This window comes from Virgibacillus senegalensis (genome assembly GCF_000821245.2).
Lineage (GTDB): Bacteria > Bacillota > Bacilli > Bacillales > Amphibacillaceae > Sediminibacillus > Sediminibacillus senegalensis.
The window spans coordinates 148,687-164,718 of the sequence record NZ_LN611425.1 but is presented as its reverse complement, the minus strand read 5'-3'; the positions used below and the strand labels follow the sequence as shown (position 1 = coordinate 164,718).

Here is a 16,032-nt window from a genome sequence, read left to right as displayed (position 1 = left end):
ATACATGATAAAGAACCGGATCGGCGTGCAATCCCAGTGGGAGAAAGCCGATCCGGTTCGCTTATTCATCCAAGTCCTTTTTCTCTTCATTCAAGTGCTCAAGGATTTCTGTTGCAACCGGAGCAGGAAGACCTAATTTCATTAGTTCATCCTGGCTCGCATTTTTTATTTCTGTAATCGATTTGAAGTGTCTCAACAACAAACGACGTCTTTTTTCCCCTACACCGGGGATGTTATCGAGTTCCGACTTAAACACACTTTTACCACGGAGCTGGCGGTGGAAAGTGATCGCAAAACGGTGAACCTCATCCTGTATGCGCTGAATCAGATAAAACTCCTTCGAGTTCCTGTCCAGATCCACGATAGTAGGAGGCGTTCCATAAAGCAGTTCGCTCGTTCGGTGTTTATCATCCTTAGCAAGTCCGCAAAGAGGGATATCGAGTCCAAGCTCGTTTTCCAAAACATCGGAAGCAGCTTTCATTTGCCCTTTTCCTCCATCGATGACAATCAAATCAGGAAGCGGAAGCCCTTCTTTTAATACTCTTGAATAACGCCGTCTTACTACTTCGCGCATTGTCTCATAATCATCAGGTCCTTCAACACTGCGAATTTTGTACTTCCGGTACTGTTTCTTGTCCGGTTTTCCATCAATAAACACAATCATCGCCGATACAGGATCGGTTCCCTGTATATTCGAATTATCAAAGGCTTCGATTCGATGAGGGGTTTCAATATGAAGCTTTTCTCCTAAATTTTCAACGGCATGGATCGTTCTTTCCTCGTCTTTTTCAATAATAGAGAATTTTTCTTCCAGAGCGATTTCAGCATTTTTTTCTGCAAGCTCTACCAATTCTTTTTTCCGTCCTCTGTATGGAACCGTAACGTCTATTTCCAGCAATTCTTTCAACAGGTCTTTGTCCGTCGGTGCAGGAACCAATACCTGTTTTGGTTTTGGATGGTTTTGATGAAGGTAAAACCTTCCGATAAAGCTTAAAAAGGTATCAGCCGGGTCATCAAAAAATGGAAAAATGGATACATCCCGTTCGATAAGCTTTCCCTGTCTGACAAAGAACACTTGTACACACATCCAGCCTTTGTTATAGGAGTATCCGAAGATATCCCTGTCCACGGTATCTTTTAACGTCATTTTTTGTTGTTCCATTACTGCGTCAATATGCTGAATCTGATCGCGAAGCTCTTTAGCCCGCTCAAAGTCCAGCTCTTCAGATGCTTTATACATCTTCGACTTCAGATCATTTTTTATTTCCTTATGCCCTCCACCTAGAAAAGAACTGATACTTTGTACGATTTGCTTGTTCGTTTCCTGGGATACAGGATACTGACAAGGACCGAGGCACTGGTTCATATGATAGTACAAACAAACCCTGTCCGGCATCTTGTCACACTTCCGAAGAGGATACAGCCTGTCCAGAAGCTTTTTTGTTTCTCTGGCCGCAATAACATTGGGATAAGGACCAAAGTATTTCCCCTTATCTCTCTTTACTTTTCTCGTCACGATTAGTCGCGGATGTTCCTCCGCAGTAATTTTTAAATAAGGATAAGTTTTATCATCTTTCAATAAAACGTTATATTTAGGATCATACTTTTTAATTAAATTCATTTCGAGTATAAGAGCTTCTATTTCAGAAGAGGTAACAATATATTCAAACTCGACAATCTCCTGCACGAGTCTTTGGGTTTTCTGATCGTTTGCACCGGTAAAATAAGAACGTACCCGGTTTTTCAACGTTTTCGATTTTCCCACATAAATCACTGTGCCTTGTTTATCTTTCATCAGATAACAGCCTGGTTGTGCCGGGAGCACTGCAAGCTTCTCTTTTATTCGATCATTCATGTATTACCTTCCCCCACATGCAATATTGAGTTTATGCTGAGAACATAAAACAATCCCTTGTCACTACCATGGCAACAAGGGACTGTTCACATATATCCAGCACAACTGGAGTTGGCAGCACTGTTTACGAGTGCTTATTGATTAAATCTACCAACGCTTCTTTCGGTTGGAAGCCGATTACTTGGTCTACTACTTCCCCGTCTTTAAACAAAAGAAGAGTTGGAATACTCATAACTCCGAATTTCCCGGCGGTTTCCTGGTTTTCGTCGACGTCCAGTTTGACGATTTTTACTTTATCGCTCATTTCATCGTCAATTTCTTCTAAGACTGGAGCAATCATTTTACATGGTCCACACCAAGGTGCCCAAAAATCAGCCAAGACAACACCGTCCCCTGTTTCAGTTGAAAAGCTTTGATCGGTTGCAGTTACAATCGCCATTTCTATTTCCTCCTCGTATTTCCTTTTCCCATCTTCAGATGGAAGTATCATTCATTATTATCCGAAAGTGGATAGGTTTCCAATAGTATAACAGACATTTTTATCAGGTTAAACATGCATTTGCTTTAGAGTATAGCATCATTCATTCCATTTAGGCTAATAGTTTGCTTACCTGTAGCATTTCCCTTACCTGCTTGTTCCATTCCTTTCTTCCTTTTTCCAAGCTTCTGTTTTATCCTATTTAATCGGTTGAAGGGAGGTGCGTAAAAAAGCGGCAGCAGGAGCATTCACTCAGCCCCGCTGCCGCCATTTTATATTAGGCATTCACCTTTACTTGTTTGATTTCTTCTATTAGTTGTGGAATGATTTCAAACAAATCTCCTACGATCCCATAATCAGCAATATTGAAGATGTTTGCTTCTGGATCTTTGTTGATTGCAACGATCACTTTAGAGTTGGACATACCGGCCAAATGCTGAATAGCTCCGGAGATACCACAAGCAATATACAGATCCGGGGTCACCACTTTTCCTGTCTGGCCAATTTGCAGGGAGTAATCGCAATAGTCTGCATCGCAAGCACCTCTTGAGGCGCCGACAGCACCTCCCAGTACTTCGGCCAAGTCGTATAAAGGATCGAAGCCTTCTTTGCTTTTCACACCTCTGCCACCAGCGACAATGACTTTTGCTTCTGATAAATCTACTCCGTCTGCCGTTTTCTTGATCACATCGGTAATCACGGTTCGCAAGTCCGCAACCTCAACTTCGGTCACACTTACATCTCCGGAGCGGGAAGAATCCTTTTCCAGGGAAGGAATGTTATTCGGCCGGATGGTAATAAATAATAGCCCGTCGGTAATAATTTTCTTTTCAAAAGCTTTCCCAGAGTAAATTGGCCTTGTAAAGACGACGTTGTCAGTACTTTCCTCCAACTCTGTCACATCCGAAATCAATCCTGTTTCATAACGGGCAGCAAGCTTTGGAGTCAAGTCTTTGCCAATAGCCGTATGCCCCATCACAATCGCATCTGGTTTTTCCTGTTCAATAACCTGTCCGGCCGCCTGGGCAAACCCTTCCGATGTATACGTTTCCAATTTTGGGTTTTCTGCAAGAATAGAACGGTCCGCACCGTAATGGATCATTTCTTCTGCTAGCTGGGTGTCCGCCGATCCGGTACATATAAGACCGACTATTTCACCCCCGTCGCTTATTCTTTTTGCAGCAGCTATTGCTTCAAAGGTTACATTTCTTAAGACACCGTCACGTGTTTCACCTATCACCAGTACTTTTCTGCTCATGTCCAAACTCCTTTCTCTCTGTTCAATTATAATACTTTTGCTTCCGTTCTAAGCAATGACACTAATTCTTTAACCTGTTCATTTACTTCCCCGTCTAATATTCTTCCAGCTGTCTTTTCCGGAGGCAGGAATACTTCTATGGTTTTCGTTTTCGGTTCGACATCGTCTTCGTCTAAGTCCAAGTCATCTAATTCCAGTTCTTCCAACGGCTTCTTCTTCGCTTTCATGATACCTGGAAGGGAAGGATAACGTGGTTCATTCAAGCCCTGTTGACAAGTTACAAGGAGCGGCAATCCGGTATCAACTATTTCTACATCCCCTTCAACATCCCGCTCAATGTGAACGCTTTCGCCTTCAATCTCTAATTTTGTAATCGTCGTTACATACGAGACCCCCAGTCTTTCTGCGAGTCTAGGTCCTACTTGGCCACTCGCCTCATCAATGGCGACGTTCCCTGCAAGAATTAAATCAGGCTCTTTGTCTTCAAAGAAGGCTTCCAATATCCTTGCCGTCGTATATTGATCTCCTGCCTCCAAATCATCTTCGGTATTAATCAAAACCGCTTTGTCTGCTCCCATAGCAAGTGCCGTTCTTAATTGTTTTTCGGCATCCTCTTCTCCAACTGTGATAACGGTTACTTCACCGCCATGCTGCTCACGTTGGTTAATCGCTTCCTCTACTGCATATTCATCATAAGGGTTGATAATGAATTCCGCCCCGTCTTCCTCGATTCGGCCATTGTCAATATTGATTTTTTCCTCTGTATCAAATGTTCTTTTTAACAGCACATAAATATTCATCATATCCATCCTTTCTATTTATCTTGAAAGTTCGGCTTTCTCTTTTCGATAAAAGCGGCGATACCTTCCTTTGCGTCTGCATTTCCGAATATCTTCCCGAATGCATTGGCTTCCATGTCCATGCCCTCCTGGAAGCGGCTGCTCCGTGTGTATGGAATAAGTTTCATCACACGGTAGATCGTTGGACCGCTTTTAGCTGCCACTTTAGCGGCTAGTTCATCCGCCTTTTCAAATAACACTTCTTCTGGATAGCTATGGTTGGCAAGTCCGAGTTCGGCAGCTTTCGTTCCGCTGATTGGCTCGCCGGTGAGAATCATTTCATAAGCTTTTGCTGGTCCTATAAAGGCCGGGAGACGCTGGGTTCCAGCAAACCCCGGTATAATCCCCAGCGACAATTCCGGAAGGCCAAGCTTTGCATGGTCACTGACAAGGCGGATATGGCAGGCCATTGCCAATTCAAGTCCTCCGCCTAGTGCAGCTCCATGGATAGCGGCAATAACAGGAATTTTAAAACTCTCGATTCGATGGAACAGTTTCTGCCCTTGCTTGGCAAGTGCCGTATAATCCTCTGCTTGCTGAAGAGAAGTGAACTCTTTTATATCGGCACCAGCCGAGAAAAATTTCCCTTCTCCTTTTATAATAATTGCTTTTACATCCTGATCTTGTTCTATTTCCTCCAATAATGCTTCCAGCTCTTCCAAAATGGCACGAGATAAAGCATTGGCAGGTGGACTGCTAATCGTCAGATTGGCCACCTTCCCCGACTTCTGATAATAAATACTGCTCATTCTTTTTCCTCCCTCGCCACCCATAAAGGGCTATCTATTGGAGATCCCGTTCACGAGCAAATGGTGCACTTCTTCAGCCTGGTCGACCAATCGATATTTATGCTCTTTCATCACCCAGTTCGTAACCGTCTCATCAATGGTTCCGAATATCATCTGTCTGACCAGCTTTTTATTCAACGCTGCATGGAACAGTTTCTCTTCTACACCTTCTTCAATAATACTGTCAATGACAGTTAAATAACGCTTCAACACTTCATTAATTTTCTTCCGTAATTCCGGATTTGACTGGCGCAATTCCAGCTGGGTAACAATGGCTAACGGAAGATTAGCGCCGAGCTGACTGAAGTGGAGCCGGATCAACTCCAGCAATTTCTCTTTCGCATTTTTCTTCCCGGCAATTTCCAGTTCAATTCTTTCAATGAATTGCCCCATCTTTTCCTGAAACAAGGAGACAAGGATATCTTCTTTATTTTTGAAATATAAGTAGATGGTACCGTCTGCCACTCCCGCTTTCTTGGCGATTTTTGATACTTGTGAAGAATGATATCCATTCTCTGCAATGACTTCTACTGCTGCGTCAATAATCTGATTGAACTTTGGTTTGGTGTTTTTCATCGTCACATTCTCCTTGCGGCATTTAAATCTGAATGAATAATCATTCATTTATATTTTACAAGTGCCGACCTTGTCTGTCAACCAAAGAAAGCTTGTCCACTTGAAAAACAACCTGGCTTTCGCCAAGTCTGCAACTCGCATACAACCAAGCAAAAAAATCACACCGTTTTTGTGGTTTCTATTACTTGCTTCTTCGTATCTTCCTCGACCAGTTTACGTCGAAGAATCTTGCCTACTGCTGTTTTCGGAAGTTCCTCCCTGAATTCATAAATACGCGGAACTTTGTAGGCAGCAAGCCGTTTACGGCAAAATTGATCTAATTCCTTTTCCTCCAGCTCTACACCTTGTCTCGGAACGATATAGGCCTTTACTGTTTCCCCCCGGTATTCATCTGGTATTCCTGCAATGACCACTTCTTGGACGCCAGGGAATTCATAGAGAACTTCCTCAACTTCTCTAGGATAAATGTTATATCCGCCTGCTATAATCATATCTTTTTTGCGATCGACAACGTAAAAGTACCCACGTTCGTCCATATAGCCGATATCCCCCGTCAGAAGCCATCCATCTCTCAACACCTGTTCCGTTTCTTCTTCTCTGTTCCAATACCCCTTCATCACTTGAGGTCCTTTGACCGCTATTTCGCCAACATCTCCGAACGGTAATTCCTCCATGGTTTCCATATCGATGATTTTAGCGTCCGTGTCGGGCCAAGGAACCCCGATACTGCCGTTAATGCTGTTCCCATGGAGGAAATTGGAATGCGTAACAGGTGATGATTCGGTCAATCCATAGCCTTCCACTAGATTTCCGTTTGTCACCTTTTGAAATTGCTCCTGTACTTCTGAAGGGAGGGGTGCGGATCCACTTAAACATGCATCAATGGAAGATAAATCGTATTGCTTTAACTTCGGATGATTTAACAAGGCAATATAAATGGTCGGTGCACCGGGAAATACGGTTGGTTTTTGTTTTTCGATTGTTTTTAAGACTTCTTCCGGATCGAATTTAGGCATAAGTATCATTTTGGAACTGGTCATCACCGCATAGTTCATAACCGTTGTCATTCCATAAACATGGAAAAACGGAAGCACGCCCATAACGATATCCCGTTTTCGTTTGTTCCCGAGCCACGCTTGAGACATCAACCCATTGGAAACAAGGTTGTAATGAGTAAGCATGACACCTTTCGGATAACCTGTTGTTCCACCTGTGTATTGCAATAATGCCAGGTCATTTGTAGGGTCTATATCCCAATCCTTTAACTCTTTTGGGGTGTCCGAAATGATTCGGTTCCAGAGGTGTGTATCAGAAGAGGCTTCTAGTTTGACAACCATATTGTATTGCTTTTTTTGAATAAATGGATAGATTAAATTCTTAGGAAAAGGCAGGTATTCTTTAATTTGCGTCACGATAATATGTTCCAATGAAGTATTTTTCTTCACACTGGAAACTCGTGGAAGTAAAATGTCCAGGCAGATGATCACTTTTGCTCCAGAATCCTGGAGCTGGTACTCCAATTCGCGTTCCTGGTACAGCGGATTGGTTTGAACGACAATTCCTCCAGCCATTAAAATCGCATAATAACCGATGACAGCCTGAGGAGTATTCGGTAACATGACCGCCACACGATCCCCTTTATTGACACCAAGCGATTGAAGGCTTGCCGCCACTTTTACTGCTTGTTCATAGATTTCTTCGTAGGTCATTTCCCTGCCCATAAAGTAAAGCGCTTTCATTTCTGGATNACGCCAGGGAATTCATAGAGAACTTCCTCAACTTCTCTAGGATAAATGTTATATCCGCCTGCTATAATCATATCTTTTTTGCGATCGACAACGTAAAAGTACCCACGTTCGTCCATATAGCCGATATCCCCCGTCAGAAGCCATCCATCTCTCAACACCTGTTCCGTTTCTTCTTCTCTGTTCCAATACCCCTTCATCACTTGAGGTCCTTTGACCGCTATTTCGCCAACATCTCCGAACGGTAATTCCTCCATGGTTTCCATATCGATGATTTTAGCGTCCGTGTCGGGCCAAGGAACCCCGATACTGCCGTTAATGCTGTTCCCATGGAGGAAATTGGAATGCGTAACAGGTGATGATTCGGTCAATCCATAGCCTTCCACTAGATTTCCGTTTGTCACCTTTTGAAATTGCTCCTGTACTTCTGAAGGGAGGGGTGCGGATCCACTTAAACATGCATCAATGGAAGATAAATCGTATTGCTTTAACTTCGGATGATTTAACAAGGCAATATAAATGGTCGGTGCACCGGGAAATACGGTTGGTTTTTGTTTTTCGATTGTTTTTAAGACTTCTTCCGGATCGAATTTAGGCATAAGTATCATTTTGGAACTGGTCATCACCGCATAGTTCATAACCGTTGTCATTCCATAAACATGGAAAAACGGAAGCACGCCCATAACGATATCCCGTTTTCGTTTGTTCCCGAGCCACGCTTGAGACATCAACCCATTGGAAACAAGGTTGTAATGAGTAAGCATGACACCTTTCGGATAACCTGTTGTTCCACCTGTGTATTGCAATAATGCCAGGTCATTTGTAGGGTCTATATCCCAATCCTTTAACTCTTTTGGGGTGTCCGAAATGATTCGGTTCCAGAGGTGTGTATCAGAAGAGGCTTCTAGTTTGACAACCATATTGTATTGCTTTTTTTGAATAAATGGATAGATTAAATTCTTAGGAAAAGGCAGGTATTCTTTAATTTGCGTCACGATAATATGTTCCAATGAAGTATTTTTCTTCACACTGGAAACTCGTGGAAGTAAAATGTCCAGGCAGATGATCACTTTTGCTCCAGAATCCTGGAGCTGGTACTCCAATTCGCGTTCCTGGTACAGCGGATTGGTTTGAACGACAATTCCTCCAGCCATTAAAATCGCATAATAACCGATGACAGCCTGAGGAGTATTCGGTAACATGACCGCCACACGATCCCCTTTATTGACACCAAGCGATTGAAGGCTTGCCGCCACTTTTACTGCTTGTTCATAGATTTCTTCGTAGGTCATTTCCCTGCCCATAAAGTAAAGCGCTTTCATTTCTGGATTATTTAAAGCACTTTCCTTCAGATATTCATGAAGAGGTTTCTCGTCGTAGGGAATGCTCGTTGGAATATCAATAGGATACTGTTCAAGCCATGGTTTTCCACTATCCATCCAACTACCTCCTTTAACTTATTAATTCTATTATAACTTTTTCCACGGCTTTTTGAAATGTTTTTATTTTACAACAATTCCTGCTTCCTTCATGCTACATTTATCATATAAATGATTCCGACGATGACGAATAATACAGCAATCACCGCCAGGACTTTTGCCAATGTTTCCATCCTTTTACTCTCCTCTTTACCCGATACTTGCCCCGATGACAAAGGATAGTCCTACTGAGATAACCATTGAAACGAAGCCGACGGCACGATTATCACTTGCTATTTCATCATCGATTTTGTATGTAGGTGTCAAAAATTCAAAAACAAAATATCCAATTAACAATAAAAAGAAACCGAATATACCCCATCCGATGCTCTGAAGAAGGGTGTCGTTATGTTCGATGGAATATCTGAAAATATTAGCAATACCGAATATTTTCCCCCCGGTAGCCATTGCAACAGACATGTTGCCGTTTCTAATTTCTTCCCAATTTTTATAAGAAGTGACTATTTCGAAGACAGCGAGAAACAAAATCAGACATAAAATAGAAACACTATATCTTGCTGCTGTTTCGACAAGTGTATTCTCCCAAAAGCCGGTCATTGTTACAACTCCCTTTATATTTGCTTTAAAGCTGCAGCCAAGTTACAAGCAATTTGCCCCGGGATGCTTCCAATGTTCCCGGGACTACTCCTTGATTCTTAAAATTCCAAAACAGTGACGCCGCTACCTCCTTCATTCATGCCGCCCGCTCGGTAGCTTTTGATGCGAGGGTGTCTTTTAGCAAATTCCTGTACACCGTTTCTAAGTGCACCGGTTCCTTTACCATGGATGATCGAAACCCGTGGATAACCGGCCAACAAGGCATCATCTACATACTTTTCCAATTCCTGAAGGGCATCTTCATAGCGTTCACCTCGGAGGTCGAGTTCTGTTTTCACATGATAACTGGAACCTTTTACCGTTGCCATCGGTTTTTCGACCAGCGGTTGTTCCCGTTTTACAAATTGCAAGTCTTTTCGTTTTGCTTTCATTTTCATTATACCAACTTGAACAAGAAATTCCTTCTCATTCACTTTTTCCAATATGGTTCCTTGTTGATTGAGCGTTAGTAACTTGACTTCATCACCCGGGTGTAACTCCTGGTTTGTCTGTTTATTCTCTTTTGGAACATTTGGTTGTTTTTTGGAAAGCGCGGGCTGTGCCTCATCGAGCATTTTCCTCGCTTCTATCCATTCATGTTCTTTCAAACCGCTTTGCTTCATTGAACGAAGCTCGGAAACAATCGCTTCCGCTTCTTCCCGTGCTTTTTGAACTGCTTTTTCCGCTTTTTCCTCTGCTTTTCTATATACCGCTTCCTGCTTTTCTTCCAGCTCCCGCCATTGTCTTTCCAGATCTCGTTTTAATTGCTCCGCCTCGTCCAGGGTTTTGCTGGCAGTTTCATAATCCTTTTCTGCACCACGCCTGGATTCCTCTAAAGAAGCAATCATGTTTTCAACACTTTTAGAATCCGTACCGATATGGTTTTTGGCAATATCGATAATCGCTTCATCCAATCCCAGCCTGCGGGAAATCTCAAAGGCATTGCTTCGGCCAGGTACACCAATAAGCAAACGATAGGTCGGCTTAAGGGTTTGAACATCAAATTCTACTGAAGCGTTAATGACTCTTTCCCGGTTAAATCCATAGGCTTTCAGTTCCGGATAATGGGTTGTCGCGATGATGCGTGCATCCTTTCTGATCACTTCATCGAGAATCGCCATCGCCAGCGCAGCACCTTCCTGAGGATCCGTGCCTGCGCCCAATTCATCGAACAACACAAGTGTTTGATGATCCACATACTTTAATATTTCGACAATATTGGTCATATGGGAAGAAAAGGTACTAAGGCTTTGCTCAATAGATTGTTCATCACCGATATCTGCGAATACATTGGAAAACACAGCTAATTCGCAGCCATCCATTGCCGGTACCTGCAGTCCCGACTGGGCCATCAAGGTGCAAAGACCGATCATTTTCAAGGTAACGGTTTTACCACCTGTATTTGGTCCTGTAATGACGATGGAAGTGTACGTTTCTCCCAGTTCCACATCGTTTGCTACCACCTCATCTTCGGGAATCAAGGGATGTCTTGCCTGCTTCATCTTGATGATCCCTCTGTCATTCATGGTTGGCATAGCAGCTCGCATATCTTTTCCGAGTTTTGCTCTTGCAAACATGAAGTCTATCTTGCCGAGTACTTCAACATTCTGATACAAGTATTCCTGATCCTCTGCAATCCGACCCGATAAATCCCGCAAGATACGGTCTATTTCATTTTTTTCTTCTACTTTGGCCTCCGATAATTGGTTATTGAGATCAACAACCGCCTGTGGTTCGATAAACAGCGTAGCCCCTGAGGATGACTGGTCATGGACAATTCCGCCGATTGCACCGCGGTACTCCTGTTTGACCGGCAGTACATAGCGATCGTTCCGTATCGTGACAATAGCATCGGAAAGCATTTTTGATTTGGTCCTCGTGTAATTTTCCAAACGGTCTCGGACACGGCTTTCGTTCGTACGAATTTTGGAACGGATTGTCCGCAATTTATCAGAAGCTCCGTCCATCACATGTCCATGATCATCAATACAGCTCTTGATTTGCCGCTCCAACTCATTCAAGGGAACAATCTGTTCCGTCAAATCCCGGATAATCGACAAATCCGGTTCTTCCATCTCGGAAATAAACAACTTTAATTGCTTGCCGCCGTAAATCGTGCTGGCAATATCAAGACATTCACCTGGATTCAAAACACCGCCAATAATGGTCCGTTGGATACTGGGCTTGATATCAAAAATACCGCCCAGCGGAACATATCCTTTTAATCTTAGTACTTGTGCTGCTTCATCTGTCTCAGCTTGAAGCCGATTGACCTCCTCCAGTTCCCGGGACGGCTTTAAAGCTGCCGCCCGTTCTTTTCCTAATGAGGAGGCCGCCTGATCAGTGAGCATGTCTATAATTTTCTTATATTCAAGTACCTGGTAAATTCTTTCGTTCATGAATATAAAACTCCTTTTTAATCGAAAGGCCCTATCAGACTCTTTCCTCTATATCAAGACTTGTTTCGGTTAAACAAAGCCGACAACTCGTCTTTCGTCCAAGTATTAATGACTGATTCCGGCTTCAGCCAGCCCTTCCTTGCCGTACCCACTCCAATATCCATAAACTCCAAGGTATGGTAGCTGTGAGCATCTGTGTTGATTGCTATCCTAACCCCTTTTTCCTGGGCCTTCTGCAGCCATTTCCAAGACAAATCCAGACGGTTCGGATTGGCATTCAACTCCAGGACGGTACCGGTTTCCTTTGCTTTTTCAATAAGCATATCAACATCTGCAGCATACCCTTTCCGACGCCCGATCAGCCTTCCAGTCGGGTGTGCGATGACATTGACATAAGGATTTTCGACTGCTGCCAGCAGCCGTTTCATGATTTTGTCCTGTGATTGTGTAAAACTGGAGTGAATCGCACCGATAACATAGTCCATCTCCTTCAGAAAATCATCTGTGAAGTCCAGACTGCCATCCGGCAAAATATCCATTTCCACTCCGGCAAAAATATGAATGTCGGCATATTTAGCATTCAACCGCGCGATTTCTTCCGCCTGCTTTTTCAGACGTTCTTCGTTTAACCCATTAGCCACCCTCAAATATTTGGAATGATCGGTGATGGCAATATATTCATAACCCCGTTCCCTGGCCTTATCCACCATCTCCTCAATTGATTGAGCTCCATCACTCCAAGTCGTATGCATATGCAGATCGCCACGAATATCAGTGGGTTCAATCAGCCGGACCGTAGTGCGGAAAGCATCCAATTCTCCAAGATTTTCTCTAACCTCAGGCGGGATATACTGAAGTCCGAAATGCTCGAAAAACTGCTGTTCTGATTCAAATGTCTTAATCTTCCCGGATTCCACTTCTTCGATGCCATACTCGTTGATTTTTTCCCCTTTTGATTTGGCCAGTTGCCGCATCGCAACATTGTGATCCTTAGAGCCTGTAAAATGATGGAGGGTGGTTGCAAACTCTTTAGGAGCTACAATACGGAAATCGACACTCACATCATATCCTTCATCGAGGACAACCGAAACTTTTGTATCTCCAGTCGCGATTTCTTCTTTGATATTATCTAATTTCAATAAAGCATCCCGGACCTTATCCGGATATTCTGCTGCAATGATAAAGTCCAAGTCTTTGATCGTTTCGCTCATACGTCGGATACTGCCAGCCCTTGAATAACGAAGAATGGGTTCTATGCCTTGTAAGTATTTTTCGATTCTTTCTGCAATTGGCAGCATAAAGGCAATTGGAAGCCGTTCCGGCCTGTTAGAAGCCTCATCGAGTGCTTTCACTATTTTTTCAGCGGATTTCTTGCCGAAACCGCTTAGCGATTCGACCTTGCCGTTTTCGCACGCCTCCTTTAAACTGGCTGCATCCACTACCCCCAATTCCTGGTACAGCTTTGCCAGCTTTTTCCCTCCCAAACCCGGCAAATTTAAAAGCGGGACCAGGCCTTCAGGCACTTCTTCCTGCAGCTGCCTCAGCGTATCTGACTCTCCATTGGCGATAAAAGAGTCGATAACAGTAGCGGTACCTTTCCCGATTCCGTTTATTTTCGTAAAATCATCCATTTCACTTAACGACCGATCATCTGTTTCCAATGCTTGGGCCGCTTTTCGATAAGCAGATATTTTGAATGGGTTCTCCCCTTTCAGTTCTAAATATACTGCTATTTTTTCCAATAACTTAATAACGTCTTTTTTATTGACTTCCATCTTTGGCACCATCCTTCTATTATGCTTTCAGGAAAAAACCAGTTTCAGCGAGTAAAAAGAGACTACTCCTTCGACAGTTTGCTGTTTCCTCTACCTGTAGCATGCACCATGATTAGCCTCATTCAGCAATGGAGTGCAGCGGTAGGAGAAATCTGCCAGTGGAACAGCCTCTTCAGCCGGTGAGGTAACCCGGCTTTGTTATTTAGCCTGAAATAATCCAGCTACATGCTCGAACCATAACGCTTTTATTTGGCTTGAAATAAAGGGGGTATGTTCGATCATAAAGGAGGCGATCATCGATCGCTCTAATATTGTCTGAACGAATTGAACCGGAAGTAAGGCCCCGATATACAAAAGCAGGAAAACCAACAAGTATACCTCTACAAATCCGAGAATTCCGCCCAGTAACCCGTTGATGGAATTCAGAATCGGCAAGGCAGCAACAAAATCCAGCATGGATGCAATGATTTGCAGCGCAATCCGCACCGCAAAAAAGATAATGGCAAACGCTATAGCGTTATAGAAAGCCGTTTCCAAAGGTAATGAATCAAGGAAGACTCCCCAAGAAGCATCATCCGGTAAATCCGGATAAGGAATCCAAAGCTCCAGTTTCGGCGCCAAATCATCATAGTAAGCAACTGCAATAATAAACGCCGCAATAAAACCGATCAAGTGGAATAATTGCAGAATAAATCCTCGTTTAAGGCCTGTTAAAAAACCTAAAACGAGAATGACAATCAAAATTAAATCAATCATTGTTATCTTGTTCCTTTTTCTGTTTAATTGAACCTAATAGTTCTGTGTACTCTTCTTTCAATTTCAAATAATCATTCATCGTATTGACAGCTGTCAACACTGCCAGCCTGGTCGTATCCAAACTTCGGTTAGCCTCCTGGATCTCTCTCATTTGCTGATCGACAAGGCTAGCCACCATCCTGACATGATGAGCAGGCTCATCTCCTACAATAGTATAGGAACGATTGTGGATTTCAACTGTAGTACGTGTTTTGTCAGATTGGGACACGCTTTTCCCCCCTTGTTCTCCTAACTGCATATGATCAAACAGCGTTCATCGCTTTTCATATTGTATTCATCAGCCCTTCAGCTGCTTACCGTTCGATTTCATTACATTTTTTTAAAGAGTCGTTTTACGGATGACTCCTGGTTATGATAAAATCCTAAAGTTAATATTAACACGAAGATTGTCATTTAGGAAACTATTGTGTATGGGATTATTCCTTCTTACAGGAAACTGTTATAATTTACATATCTTACTTGAAATGGGGAGATAGATTTGCCGCAGCTCGTATTAAAGATGGACAACAAGACGATGGAAAAAATGAAAGTCTATTATCAGGATTACTTAAAATCGGCCCCTACAGGTTCCGTCTTTGCTGCAAAGACCCCTAATTGTACGATTACCGCTTATCGTTCAGGGAAAGTTTTGTTTCAAGGAAAGGCCCCGGACAAAGAAGCTGGTCAATGGGGTGATAAACGGCAGATAAGCCAATCCAACCTCAAACGAAAAGACCAAAAAAAACACGCTTACTCGCCGTCCAGTGAATTGTTTACCAGTTCCCATATCGGTTCGGATGAAGCCGGAACCGGTGATTATTTCGGACCGATTACTGTAGCCGCAGTTTATGTAACAGCGGAGCAAATGCCTCTTTTGAAGGAGCTTGGCGTAAGAGATTCCAAAAATCTCACCGATGAAAAAATCGAGTCGATCGCCAAAGCACTAGTCGCACAGTCAATCCCTTACTCATTGGTTGTTCTCCGTAATGAGAAATACAATCAGCTGCAGAAAAAAGGATGGACCCAGGGGAAGATGAAAACGATGTTGCATCATCACGCCATTGAGAAGCTTTCCAGCAAAATTGCTCCAGAGCGGCCGGCCGGGATTCTAATTGATCAATTCTCTGAACCTGGCGTCTATATTAACCATTTAAAGACAGAACGGTCTTCCCTGCAGGAAAACGTATACTTTATGACAAAGGCGGAAAGCTACTCTCTTGCAGTAGCAGCTGGGTCGATAATAGCGAGGGCAAGCTTTGTCAAAGAGATGAATAAATTATCCGAGAAAATGGGAATAAACTTACCCAAAGGCGCTTCAGGAAAAGTTGACCAGACCGCAGCCCGTATTATGAAACTACACGGAAAACAAGCATTGAATAAAATAGCCAAGCTTCATTTTGCCAATACGGAAAAAGCAGGAACCTATTTATAGGTTCCTGCTTTTTTAAT

At 43.1% G+C, this 16,032-nt stretch carries 13 protein-coding genes and 1 pseudogene; 1 reads left to right on the top strand and 13 read right to left on the bottom strand.

The window, feature by feature from the left end; translation table 11 throughout:
* Positions 1-61: 61 nt before the first annotated feature.
* From uvrC to zapA, 13 genes and pseudogenes are all read right to left on the bottom strand, one after another.
* Positions 62-1,855, bottom strand: a complete 1,794-nt coding sequence (gene uvrC / locus BN1067_RS11435) for an excinuclease ABC subunit UvrC (RefSeq protein WP_053218981.1) — start codon at positions 1,853-1,855, stop codon at positions 62-64.
* A 124-nt stretch (positions 1,856-1,979) separates the two neighbouring features.
* Positions 1,980-2,345: a thioredoxin gene (trxA, locus tag BN1067_RS11430; RefSeq protein WP_324777891.1), complete on the bottom strand. Its 366-nt coding sequence runs from the start codon at positions 2,343-2,345 to the stop codon at positions 1,980-1,982.
* Positions 2,346-2,610: 265 nt separating this feature from the next.
* A complete protein-coding gene (locus tag BN1067_RS11425) occupies positions 2,611-3,591 on the bottom strand; it encodes an electron transfer flavoprotein subunit alpha/FixB family protein (RefSeq protein WP_053218979.1) in 981 nt (326 codons plus the stop codon).
* Between the two features lie 26 nt (positions 3,592-3,617).
* Complete coding sequence (locus tag BN1067_RS11420) at positions 3,618-4,391, bottom strand: electron transfer flavoprotein subunit beta/FixA family protein (RefSeq protein WP_053218978.1); 774 nt, start codon at positions 4,389-4,391, stop codon at positions 3,618-3,620.
* A gap of 14 nt (positions 4,392-4,405) precedes the next feature.
* On the bottom strand, positions 4,406-5,179 hold the full coding sequence (locus BN1067_RS11415; RefSeq protein ID WP_053218977.1) for an enoyl-CoA hydratase: 774 nt from the start codon (positions 5,177-5,179) through the stop codon (positions 4,406-4,408).
* 30 nt (positions 5,180-5,209) lie between these two features.
* Positions 5,210-5,794, bottom strand: coding sequence for a TetR/AcrR family transcriptional regulator (locus BN1067_RS11410; protein ID WP_053218976.1), 585 nt, complete (start codon positions 5,792-5,794; stop codon positions 5,210-5,212).
* A 158-nt stretch (positions 5,795-5,952) separates the two neighbouring features.
* The gene (locus BN1067_RS11405; RefSeq protein WP_110943463.1) at positions 5,953-7,533 is read right to left on the bottom strand and encodes a long-chain-fatty-acid--CoA ligase; all 1,581 of its coding nucleotides are present in this window, start codon (positions 7,531-7,533) and stop codon (positions 5,953-5,955) included.
* A gap of 20 nt (positions 7,534-7,553) precedes the next feature.
* A pseudogene (locus BN1067_RS11400) lies at positions 7,554-8,978 on the bottom strand (AMP-binding protein); the annotation flags it as partial.
* 189 nt (positions 8,979-9,167) lie between these two features.
* The gene (locus tag BN1067_RS11395) at positions 9,168-9,575 is read right to left on the bottom strand and encodes a DUF350 domain-containing protein (RefSeq protein ID WP_053218974.1); all 408 of its coding nucleotides are present in this window, start codon (positions 9,573-9,575) and stop codon (positions 9,168-9,170) included.
* A 98-nt stretch (positions 9,576-9,673) separates the two neighbouring features.
* Positions 9,674-12,013 (bottom strand): endonuclease MutS2, encoded by a 2,340-nt coding sequence (locus BN1067_RS11390; RefSeq protein WP_053218973.1) that lies wholly within the window; start codon positions 12,011-12,013, stop codon positions 9,674-9,676.
* A 53-nt stretch (positions 12,014-12,066) separates the two neighbouring features.
* Complete coding sequence (polX, locus tag BN1067_RS11385) at positions 12,067-13,788, bottom strand: DNA polymerase/3'-5' exonuclease PolX (protein WP_053218972.1); 1,722 nt, start codon at positions 13,786-13,788, stop codon at positions 12,067-12,069.
* Between the two features lie 198 nt (positions 13,789-13,986).
* Complete coding sequence (locus BN1067_RS11380) at positions 13,987-14,544, bottom strand: CvpA family protein (protein WP_053218971.1); 558 nt, start codon at positions 14,542-14,544, stop codon at positions 13,987-13,989.
* Positions 14,537-14,812, bottom strand: coding sequence for a cell division protein ZapA (gene zapA / locus BN1067_RS11375; RefSeq protein ID WP_053218970.1), 276 nt, complete (start codon positions 14,810-14,812; stop codon positions 14,537-14,539). Before zapA ends, BN1067_RS11380 begins: the two co-directional genes overlap by 8 nt.
* A gap of 270 nt (positions 14,813-15,082) precedes the next feature.
* Between zapA and rnhC the strand changes: the two genes are divergently transcribed.
* Complete coding sequence (gene rnhC, locus BN1067_RS11370) at positions 15,083-16,015, top strand: ribonuclease HIII (RefSeq protein ID WP_053218969.1); 933 nt, start codon at positions 15,083-15,085, stop codon at positions 16,013-16,015.
* Positions 16,016-16,032: the final 17 nt, after the last annotated feature.